At 46.3% G+C, this 8,950-nt stretch carries 14 protein-coding genes; 5 read left to right on the top strand and 9 right to left on the bottom strand.

Annotated elements, in window-relative coordinates; all coding sequences use genetic code 11:
* Both V6C93_RS12190 and V6C93_RS12185 read left to right on the top strand, forming a co-directional pair.
* Nucleotides 1–465, top strand: a 465-nt coding sequence (locus tag V6C93_RS12190) for a hypothetical protein (RefSeq protein WP_333476930.1), incomplete at its 5' end; no start/stop codon positions are given.
* Between the two features lie 62 nt (nt 466–527).
* Nucleotides 528–875 carry a hypothetical protein gene (locus V6C93_RS12185; protein WP_333476929.1) on the top strand — a complete coding sequence of 116 codons (348 nt, stop codon included), beginning with the start codon at nt 528–530 and terminating at the stop codon, nt 873–875.
* 134 nt (nt 876–1,009) lie between these two features.
* Here V6C93_RS12185 and V6C93_RS12180 read toward each other — a convergent pair whose 3' ends face one another.
* The 5 genes from V6C93_RS12180 to V6C93_RS12160 all read right to left on the bottom strand — a co-directional run bounded on the left by V6C93_RS12180 (nt 1,010) and on the right by V6C93_RS12160 (nt 4,480).
* Nucleotides 1,010–1,177, bottom strand: a complete 168-nt coding sequence (locus V6C93_RS12180) for a hypothetical protein (RefSeq protein ID WP_333476928.1) — start codon at nt 1,175–1,177, stop codon at nt 1,010–1,012.
* A gap of 12 nt (nt 1,178–1,189) precedes the next feature.
* Nucleotides 1,190–1,513, bottom strand: coding sequence for a XisI protein (locus V6C93_RS12175; RefSeq protein WP_333476927.1), 324 nt, complete (start codon nt 1,511–1,513; stop codon nt 1,190–1,192).
* Between the two features lie 98 nt (nt 1,514–1,611).
* A complete protein-coding gene (locus V6C93_RS12170) occupies nt 1,612–2,217 on the bottom strand; it encodes a hypothetical protein (protein ID WP_333476926.1) in 606 nt (201 codons plus the stop codon).
* 156 nt (nt 2,218–2,373) lie between these two features.
* Nucleotides 2,374–3,420, bottom strand: coding sequence for a DUF1611 domain-containing protein (locus V6C93_RS12165; protein WP_333476925.1), 1,047 nt, complete (start codon nt 3,418–3,420; stop codon nt 2,374–2,376).
* On the bottom strand, nt 3,404–4,480 hold the full coding sequence (locus V6C93_RS12160; protein WP_333476924.1) for a dipeptide epimerase: 1,077 nt from the start codon (nt 4,478–4,480) through the stop codon (nt 3,404–3,406). Before V6C93_RS12160 ends, V6C93_RS12165 begins: the two co-directional genes overlap by 17 nt.
* Nucleotides 4,481–4,576: 96 nt before the next feature.
* On the opposite strand from V6C93_RS12160, the gene V6C93_RS12155 reads away from it, so the two are divergent.
* Together V6C93_RS12155 and V6C93_RS12150 are read left to right on the top strand one after the other, a co-directional pair.
* Nucleotides 4,577–4,789, top strand: coding sequence for a chlorophyll a/b-binding protein (locus V6C93_RS12155; protein ID WP_333476923.1), 213 nt, complete (start codon nt 4,577–4,579; stop codon nt 4,787–4,789).
* 246 nt (nt 4,790–5,035) lie between these two features.
* Nucleotides 5,036–5,602: an NUDIX hydrolase gene (locus V6C93_RS12150; protein ID WP_333476922.1), complete on the top strand. Its 567-nt coding sequence runs from the start codon at nt 5,036–5,038 to the stop codon at nt 5,600–5,602.
* 31 nt (nt 5,603–5,633) lie between these two features.
* Here the strand turns inward: V6C93_RS12150 and V6C93_RS12145 are convergent, their stop codons facing one another.
* Nucleotides 5,634–5,930 (bottom strand): DUF6464 family protein, encoded by a 297-nt coding sequence (locus V6C93_RS12145; RefSeq protein ID WP_333476921.1) that lies wholly within the window; start codon nt 5,928–5,930, stop codon nt 5,634–5,636.
* Nucleotides 5,931–6,565: 635 nt separating this feature from the next.
* Entirely contained in the window at nt 6,566–6,964 is a 399-nt protein-coding gene (speD, locus tag V6C93_RS12140; RefSeq protein ID WP_333476920.1) for an adenosylmethionine decarboxylase, read from the bottom strand.
* Nucleotides 6,965–7,252: 288 nt separating this feature from the next.
* On the opposite strand from speD, the gene V6C93_RS12135 reads away from it, so the two are divergent.
* The gene (locus V6C93_RS12135) at nt 7,253–7,597 is read left to right on the top strand and encodes a Dethiobiotin synthetase (RefSeq protein ID WP_333476919.1); all 345 of its coding nucleotides are present in this window, start codon (nt 7,253–7,255) and stop codon (nt 7,595–7,597) included.
* 182 nt (nt 7,598–7,779) lie between these two features.
* On the opposite strand, the gene V6C93_RS12130 is transcribed toward V6C93_RS12135, so the two are convergent.
* The gene (locus V6C93_RS12130) at nt 7,780–8,409 is read right to left on the bottom strand and encodes a hypothetical protein (RefSeq protein ID WP_414644164.1); all 630 of its coding nucleotides are present in this window, start codon (nt 8,407–8,409) and stop codon (nt 7,780–7,782) included.
* Between the two features lie 59 nt (nt 8,410–8,468).
* Nucleotides 8,469–8,950: zinc-binding dehydrogenase (locus V6C93_RS12125; protein WP_333476917.1), on the bottom strand; the 482-nt coding region annotated here is incomplete at its 5' end.

Below are 8,950 nucleotides of genomic sequence, written 5' to 3'. Positions count from 1 at the left end.
TTAAGTTATCTTCCTAACACTACTAGTATTTCTCCGTGGCTATTTCAGCGAATTTCTAAAGAATTGTCATTACGTATAGAGGAATTATCAAAGTTTATAAACTGGTGGAAAACACCTAAGCGATTACAGTCGCTAAATTTTACACATCAGGATATTAAATTAACAATTGAACATCTTAAAATTATGCAAAATACTATGAGTAGTCTATCAGGCGCTTTAAAACATTATGAAATGCATATTCAACAGGAAGTGCTAGATTTAGGTCAGCAAGACCGCGAAAAATGTATTAATGCAGCCAAAGATTTGGAATATCTATTTAATGAAATAGGTAGAGATTCCACAAGAATTAGAGGAGTAACTCAAGAAACTGTATCTAATATAAATAAATATTTTAATAGATTAAAGTATTCTACTGAAAAATGTTGTTATTGGTTGAACGAGCTTACTGAGAAAATGCAAGATTGAGAAAATGTAAAATATATAGGTAAAATTCCTAATATTTTTTAAGCAGCTAAGGATAGAGTCTGATGGTTCCAGAACGCCAGCAAGACTCTGGTAGGGATGCTGGCAAAGATTCGCCGTTAGAAATTCTGATACAAGCTGCTAAGGATTTACAGACTCAATATGAAGAAGACCTACTAGATGAGTATGATTTCGAGGAGTTACGTGATAAAGTACTTCCAAATCTAAGGAAACTCAATGAGTCTGAAAGCCTTGAAGCTAAACTAAAGAATGATATTAAAGTTATTTCAGCTAAGTGTAACGCAGCTCTCAGGATGTGCAAGTATAATGAGTTTGACAAAGCATACGAATATTTAGAGGATATTAGGGTTCTCTTTGAGGGTTTTATTGAGAAGATAAAGCCGAAGAAGTAGGGTAATACTCTAAAAGATGTTTATCACCTATAACTGGTAACTGGATTTGATAGGAGAGGCTTTATCGAGCGATTGCACTAATAATGAATTTAGTACATTACTGATTATCCAGAGTTTTCGTCCTGAGTGTTTTTTTAGTGCCGAGCAGCAACAGCGTTTATCTGACTTGATGAATCTGTGGCGAACAACACGCGATGAAGGACAGACACTTCCTCCAGAACAACAAGCAGAGTTAGATAGACTGGTTGAGGCTGAATTGAAAGCAGCCACAGCCCGAACAACAGCTTTGGTGCAGCTATCATCACAGTTTGAGTTTAAGCAGTTGCGGCAGTTTGCTCTTCAGGAAGAAATGCAAGAACAATTTGCTCTGGAGGAATGCCTGCGGCGATTAAGTCTTTAGTAATTCCCTGTTCCATCCCGTCATATTCCACCCAAACCTTGCCTTCACTCAAAGTCACATAAATCAAATTTCCTCTCACCCGTTGTCCTCTATCCCAACCCACTTGCATCAGTGCATACCGGTTGTGTGTGTCGTCAAATACCGTGTCGAGTCGAATATCGCCGTGAGAAGGTTTGAACTGGGCGTATCGTTGAATCACCTGCTTTACAATGTCCTGCTCTCTCGTAGTGGTATCCATCGCTTTACTCTACCGCCTCTACATCTACAATCAGCAATTTCATTGTTGTTTTCAGCACCAGCGAAGCCGAGTACAAGCAAGAATACACAGAGCGATCGCTAACCGTTCTGCACCATCCACACCAAAAAACCCAAGATTTGTTCCACAGGAGGAAGGGGATAAATTATCAGGTCAATAGTTATCGTTTGCCCTTCCAATTTCAGAAATTGCCACTGAACCCCGTTGCTGACGCCGCCATAGATAATTGGGATAGATTTTGTCTTAGCATCGTTAAACTTTTGGGCAGCAACCATCTCAGCCACGCATTGTCCAAACCCTGTTTTGAGGTCAGCCTGTTTTGCTTCTATAATCACTACCGCTGGAGCCTCGATCGCCAGCATTTCAGCAGAGCGACTAATCAGGAAATCACAGCGTCCATTCAGCCCTAAACTTTCATCAACTGTAAAATCTTCCCCAGAGAACAGCGTCACTTTGCGATTAAGAATCCGTCGTACCTCTACCAATACGGGAGTAATAATCAGTTCTGAACGTGCTTTTTCGCTGCCCGTGGCAATCGCAATGGGTAAAGTTTCTTCCAAATAATCTTGCAGAGTATTGGAAGGTAAGATAGGAGCAATCTCTGGCAGAAAGCGAATCCCTTCTATTGTGGAGAGGTTAAAAGCTTCTTTAACTTTAGTGATTGTTGTAAATTGACTGTAAGGCATAAAATTTTGCCGAGCAACAAAGTTATAGCAATCGCTCCTATATGCGAACGCTTATTTATCACTTATTAGCCTAGCCTTCTGTAGCTGCTTCTGATTGTCAGCCAAGTTGCTGGCGAAGTGAGAATATAGAGAGCGATCGCGTATTCAGACATGATATTACTCAGCCATCACAGCATCTACCAGCGAATCCCCGCCTAACCGAACCGCATCCGTGCAAGGTAACCCTGTTTCTCTTCCGACCTGCTCGATCGCACGCAACGCAGATTCAGCATCCAAGTGACCCGTATTCAGTGCGATCGCCACCACTTTCACCGACGCAAATGCCCCTCCTGCTCTAGCCACCGTCTCATACAGCTCAATCACCTTAGGTAATGGCGGAATGGGCACATGCTCGTGATTGCGGATATGAATTTGCCCTGCCCGATGCACTAACACCAATCCCGTTGGCTGAGTGCCGCGAATCAGGGGTAGGGTTGCCGTTGAACCCGGATGTAACAGTGAACCTTGCCCTTCAACAATCAACAAATCATAATCCTCACCAGAGCGCATCACCATCTGCTCTACAGCTCCGGTGGCAAAGTCTACCCGTATCGCATCTAAAGGAATTCCCTCCCCCGCAATCATCACACCCGCTTGACCGGTTGCCAGGAACTTTGAGCGTATGCCTTTGAACCGCGCCGCTCGATGCAACTCCAGACTTGCGGACATCTTGCCCACACTCATATCCGTCCCTACTGTCAACACCCGCCGACACGGAAGCGATCGCGCCTTTCCACTCCCTACCCCTAATCCCTGTGGCTCTCGACGAATATCCCAAATCCACTGCCCCTGTCGCAGTAAACGTTGTAACTCTGGGTCAGAAGCCATCTGGCTATGCAACCCATTCACCACCGATAACCCAGCCGCAACCCCCTGCTTCACCTCCTGTCGCCACACCTCCGGTAATCCCCCCCCAGACGGTGCAATCCCGATGAGTAAGACATCGGGTTGATAAGCCAGTGCAGAGGCAACCGAATCCACAATCGGGGCATCACACTCAATACTCGTGAGTTGAGACAACGACTCCCCAGCACACTGCTGGTCAATCACTGCCACGACAGGAGCTTCACCGTAGCGTAAAAATGTCAGCCCCGTTTTCCCATTGGAACCGCGAATTCCTTCATGGAGCAAAACCGCAACGCGATGGTTAGGGGTTAGATGCACGGTATTCCACTCCCAATCCTGGTAAATCGCTAGGAATCAGACGCCCATCCTGAAGGCTTGCTCCCGTGAACGGGTCATCTATTAAGTTCAGATGACTATCTAAATCTAGATAATCGGCGAGTGGCGACAGGTGAGACGCTGCCGTATTCGCGAGGATGCTGTCGGAATAGCAACCAAACATCACCTGCAACCCACACGCCCTTGCTGTATGCACCATCCGCATTGCCTCGGTTAAGCCTCCGGATTTCATTAATTTGATGTTAATCCCATGCACGCGCTCGGCGAGTTTAGGAATATCGCGGCTGGTGAAACAACTTTCATCCACAAAAATGGGTAACGGCGAGCGATCGCGCAATTCGGGCAATTTGTCCTCTTGCCCAACTGGGAGCGGCTGTTCCACATACTTAACGCCCTGACTCGCCAGCCAATCACACATCGTTACAGCCTCTTCTAGACTCCAACCCCCATTCGCATCAACCAAAAGCTGCGCCTGGGGCGCTTCTTCTCGAACAGCCAGCAGCATCTCCCGATCTGCCTCAATTCCCGCAGGAGAGCCGAGTTTGATTTTCAAAACCCTGCCACCTGTCAACGGCAGCCAGTCGCGTACTCGCTGCCGAGCGCCCTCCGGCGTATTAATCCCAACCGTAACCGATGTTGGCACAATCCGACGGCGGTTCAATCCCCACAAACGCCATAGTGGCATTTTCGTCCACTTGCCCATCCAATCGTGCAATGCCACATCAATGGCGGCACAAACCGCAGACGGCACTTCTGCTTCCCTTAGCACCCGCTCAATCTTCTGCCGCTCCCACGGGCTAAATGTTTCCAGGATTTGAGCAACCAGTTGTAGGGCTTCTATGAGTGTCTGTGTGCTTTGCAAAACTGGAGAGATGCCTGCCCGCCCATCTCCACTGATGGAAAAAGGAGAAGCTTCGCCCCAACCTTCGGTTCCCTGCTGTTCTACCCGCACCCAGACATTGGTCGTTTGGGATGTTGTTCCCCGACTGATGGTTAAGGGGAACCGCTTATGTACAGTGAAAGTTTCAATACCAATACGCATAAGTTTGACTTTTTTAAGCTAACTTTTACAAAAATTAATAATCTTGTTAAGTTAAGTTACAAGAAGAAACACCGATAAGATAAATAGGAGACATTCATGAGCCGTAATGGAGCGATCGCGGACGACCAAGGCAAATTGAACAACTTTGCCATTGAACCCAAGATGTATGTAGAAGAAGCGACTCGCACTGGCTTTACATCCTATGCTGAAGTACTCAATGGTCGTCTCGCCATGATTGGCTTTATTTCTCTGTTAGCTTTAGAAGCGATTAGTGGGCAAGGCTTGATTGGATTTTTGACGACCCTGTAAATATTTTGCAAAAAAATATAATAGCTCTAATTCGCTAAACTTAGTGCAGGCTTGAGTCAGGTTCCTATTTCCCCTGGCTCGATTTTTTTCATCAATGTTTAGGTGTCCTCTCTCCCTCACTGCTTGGAAAATGAGTTGAAGGTTGAAGGTTGAAGGTTGAAGGTTGAAGGTTGAAGGTTGAAGGTTGAAGGCTAAGAATTTTCGTTTGTCCTTGTGAGCGTTCGTATAAAGGCGTCTAATTTTGATATGAGTTCTCTACAGCCTTGGAAAATCCTCAAGTCACAGATGGCATTTGACAACCAATGGTGTCAAGTTAGGCGGGATGAGGTGGAGTTACCAAGCGGTCAAGTGATTGATGACTTTTTTGTCAATGTTAGACCTGATATCGTCCTGATTCTTGCCGTTACTCAGCACAGAGAAATTGTATTTGTTCGTCAATACCGTCATGGCGTTAGGGAAATTTTATTAGAATTGCCAGGTGGCGGCTTTAACTCCGAGACTGAGAGTAGCCTGACAGCTGCGGCTAGAGAACTAGAAGAGGAGACAGGGTATGTGGCTGAACAGATGATTCCTTTAGCCACGTTATATGATAATCCTGTTAAGGATACGAACAAAATTCATTTATTTCTTGCAGAGAATGCCCATCCATCTAGCACCCAACAGCTAGATATTACAGAAGAGGTTGAAATTGCCCTGGTACCTATAGAAGAGGTTTTAGGAAAAATTTCAACGGGGGAAATTTGTGTTTGTGGAACGATCGCAGCTTTATTTTTAGGCTTAAACGTTCTGTCTTTAGCGTCCTCTTCTTCCTAATCCTCGCTAATTCGACTTAATCTTTCAGCTTTCACTCCTTCGGTTCATAATGATGGCACTTCTCACAAGGGCCCGATGGATTAATCGCACAGCGAATGTAAGCCGAACGGGCGTTGAATTGGCAGGTAATGTCACCGATTAAATAACCAACACCTTCCAGGTAATATCGGTCTGAAGACAGTTGATTAGTGGGTGGTACTCTTACCAATGACTGTTGTCTCACGGCCAAAAGCCTAGCTTCCATGCGTTGCTTTGCTCTTCGCATCATCCATAAAGAAAGGATGGGTGGTGTCAAACCCAAGACAAAAACCAAGATGGTTTCTAACATTTTCATCTCCTTTGGGGCGACTCTACTTCTATTGTTTTCGCTCTTGTTGGGCGTTACCCATATTGTTTTCGCTCTTGTTGGGCGTTACCCACCCGCTTCCCGCTTGTGCGGTATTGGGTTCTTGTCTGAACTCCAGTGCTTCGCTAACGCTAACGGAGTCGCTTTGCTGTTCTCATGTCCATTTCCAGTAAGGGTTCCCGCAGGGTATGGCTGTACACGCACCCGCAAAACGGCTCGCCATCATTTGAGCGACTCTTTTGGGACCCATACAACTTGCATCGTACAGCTAGTTTTAAGGAAAGCATCTCGTTTTTACAAAGTTTCAGGGTGGGTCGAAAAGCCTGCTTGTGGAAAATTAAGCGAGTCAGAGGCTCTGGCTAATACCAAGTTGCAGTCAAAGATAGTAGATAGGAGGACAAGGAGGACAAGGGAGAGAGAAAGTACTACGTCTGAAAGCAACTCGGTATAATTCTATTTTGCCAAAATGTCGATATACCTGAATTCTAGAAATGTCGGAGGAATCGTCACCGTTTCTAGGGGGTAGGGATATTAATGTTTGCAAGAAATTATAAAGGGCAAGGTTTCGTTACCCTTGCCCTGCATTACAGCTTGATTATTCGTCACGAAGCAACAGCTTACCCAACTGTCTGGTAAGCAAAATCTTCCAATCGCCCATTGCTCTGTACAGCTTTATCAAAACCACGGGGGATTTCCCTCGTTCTGACTTCCTTGGCTTTTAGCGCTGTTTCTAGCAGTTTCATGGCCTCTGCCGGCTTACCACGACCGCAAAAGAATAGGTCAGCCGCGAAATATCCGTGTTCAGGCCAAGTATGGATGGCGATATGAGACTCGGCTAATGTAGCAGTTGCTGTTACTCCGTGGGGACTAAACTGGTGTACACACAAATCGATAAGGGTAGCTTCTCCAGCTTCAATTGCATCCATAATGGCGCGGCGAATTCCCTCAGGGTCATTGAGAAGGTCTTCCGGTGCTCCCCATGCATCAACAACCAGATGAGTTCCCACTTGTTTCATTCTTATTCTTGTACTCCACCCTATAAGGTCTCAAAGGATCTATTTATAGCACATTCACTTACTCATCACAACAACATCAAATGTAGGGAACTGAAGGGAATTGTGCGGGTTGCATGAAGCTAGCTTAAGCGGATACTAAAATAAAGCTTGCAGGCTGTCAAGCGGATCAGGGAGTATTTTGATAAAACAGTACACGATGGGATGTGTTGGATTTGACCCATCCAATGTAAAAATTGTAGGCATTAGCTCCAGTAGAACACGCTCTAGGAAGGTGGCATTTGACAATCAATGGATTACAAAACAGCCCGTAGTTTTTTAATTTATCAGGGAACCTCCTCTGACCAAAATACTGATGCTTTCCTTGTGCGCCTGAAGCAGAGAAAGGCACCCATTCCGGGTCAAGTGACCAGTCTTTTGTTAGCCTTAAAAGTCGTATTTGAGGCTCTACGAACGACCTCCGCTCTTGACCGAGAACTCGTTTACTCCCTTTATCTGTTATCTCTTGAGAGCCGACAACATTTTGACGCTGGGCTTCTGGCTGGGGTGGACTGGCCACCGCTGCTTAGTGAAGATTTAAAGCGAATTTCAAGAGCCGTCAAGAGTATTTTTGCTGGAGTCTGGCATAGTGAGTAAAGCTAGGTCAGCGGCTGTGACACGGGATTGGGTATCAGCTAATTAGGCAAGGTTGCCAAGTCATTCGATTTGGGATTTGGGATTGGGGATTTTGGATTTTCCTCACGACTTTCAGTGGTGGGCTTGAGACCTTTTTGATTTTTGGTCAAGATATTTTTGGGTTTTTGCTTTTTTCCTGGGTGCTAGCGATCGCGCAATTCGGCTTGTAGCTTGTCTAAATCTTGTTTGAGGAATACTGTGATTTGCCCATTGAACGCCTTCCCACTCTCGGTTTGGGTAATCTCCAACCAATAGGCAAAGCGGTCTCCTACCCGCAGTTCGCCCTGCTGTTGCTCCAACAAACGGCGATTCTGCCGCCGTGATAAATCTATGGTTTGTGGGACGGGATAGTCGTACACCAGTTGGGCGCGATCAAAATCTTCATAGACCGTAAGGCCATAGATCACCCGTAGCGATTCCTTCAGCCGCTCAAGAGTCACGCCGTTGGTCATATCATAGAAAGTCATGCGCTCAGTGCGGATTGTCCCTCGGTCTTTCGGAGTTGTGAGGCGACCTGGAGGCAGTACGGAGGCTTGGAAGGTAAATCGCTGGGCAGGTGTGTTGCTTTTGGTGACACGTAGTCCATCCCCAATACCCGGTCGCAGGGTTGGGTTGGCATTAATCCAGGCTGCGACGACATCCGTCCTCTGACCCGGTAAGGCGTTGGCAGTTGCAGGAAACAGGGACAAGGAAAAGGGCACAAGGAAAAGAGTCAGCGGTAAAAGGAGAATTCTTTTCGCCTCTGACCTTTTGCCGTTGAGGGAATTTTTCATTCCCAATCCCACATTCCAAATCCCCAATCGGTTAACGTTTGACTTTTGATTTAACATCCCTATCTCCCTGGTTCAATTGCCACCTTAATAGCTTTACGATTCTTCATATCTTCAAACGCCTGCGCCAAATCTTGAAGCGGTCGATGGTCAGTGATTAGCTGCTCAAAAGGGATGACTCGACTCGCCAACAGGGCTAGGGCTTCGCGCACATGGATGGGTGTGTTGTGGAAGACCCCTTTGAGAGTCAGGGCGTTGTAATGTAGCTGTTCGGTACTGATGGTAATCGTGGTATCGCGGGGACAGCCGCCAAATAAGTTAATGGTGGCACCAGGGCGACCCGATGCGATCGCCTGTTCCCATACGGCCGGGATACCTGTTGCTTCAATCACTACATCAGCCCCCCATCCTTCCGTTAAGTCTCGCACCTGTGCTGGTACATCCGGCAACTGATGGTAGTTAAACGTTCGAGATGCCCCTAATTGTTCCCCAATTTGCAGTCGAGTATCATTTCCCCCAAACAGAAACACCTGTACACCGGACT

The organism is Allocoleopsis sp., assembly GCF_036703385.1.
GTDB lineage: Bacteria > Cyanobacteriota > Cyanobacteriia > Cyanobacteriales > Coleofasciculaceae > Allocoleopsis.
Note: the sequence above shows the minus strand (reverse complement) of the source record. Positions and strands in the feature narration are given on the sequence as shown.

Excerpts from the sequence above, each read along its gene's own strand:
- V6C93_RS12150 (WP_333476922.1), top strand. The coding sequence starts at position 5,036 with ATGAGTTCTCTACAGCCTTGGAAAATCCTCAAGTCACAGATGGCATTT.
- V6C93_RS12185 (WP_333476929.1), top strand. The coding sequence starts at position 528 with ATGGTTCCAGAACGCCAGCAAGACTCTGGTAGGGATGCTGGCAAAGAT.
- V6C93_RS12175 (WP_333476927.1), bottom strand. The coding sequence starts at position 1,513 with ATGGATACCACTACGAGAGAGCAGGACATTGTAAAGCAGGTGATTCAA.
- V6C93_RS12130 (WP_414644164.1), bottom strand. The coding sequence starts at position 8,409 with ATGAAAAATTCCCTCAACGGCAAAAGGTCAGAGGCGAAAAGAATTCTC.
- V6C93_RS12170 (WP_333476926.1), bottom strand. The coding sequence starts at position 2,217 with ATGCCTTACAGTCAATTTACAACAATCACTAAAGTTAAAGAAGCTTTT.
- V6C93_RS12160 (WP_333476924.1), bottom strand. The coding sequence starts at position 4,480 with ATGCGTATTGGTATTGAAACTTTCACTGTACATAAGCGGTTCCCCTTA.
- speD (WP_333476920.1), bottom strand. The coding sequence starts at position 6,964 with ATGAAACAAGTGGGAACTCATCTGGTTGTTGATGCATGGGGAGCACCG.
- V6C93_RS12180 (WP_333476928.1), bottom strand. The coding sequence starts at position 1,177 with ATGATAGCTGCACCAAAGCTGTTGTTCGGGCTGTGGCTGCTTTCAATT.
- V6C93_RS12135 (WP_333476919.1), top strand. The coding sequence starts at position 7,253 with ATGGATTACAAAACAGCCCGTAGTTTTTTAATTTATCAGGGAACCTCC.
- V6C93_RS12145 (WP_333476921.1), bottom strand. The coding sequence starts at position 5,930 with ATGTTAGAAACCATCTTGGTTTTTGTCTTGGGTTTGACACCACCCATC.
- V6C93_RS12155 (WP_333476923.1), top strand. The coding sequence starts at position 4,577 with ATGAGCCGTAATGGAGCGATCGCGGACGACCAAGGCAAATTGAACAAC.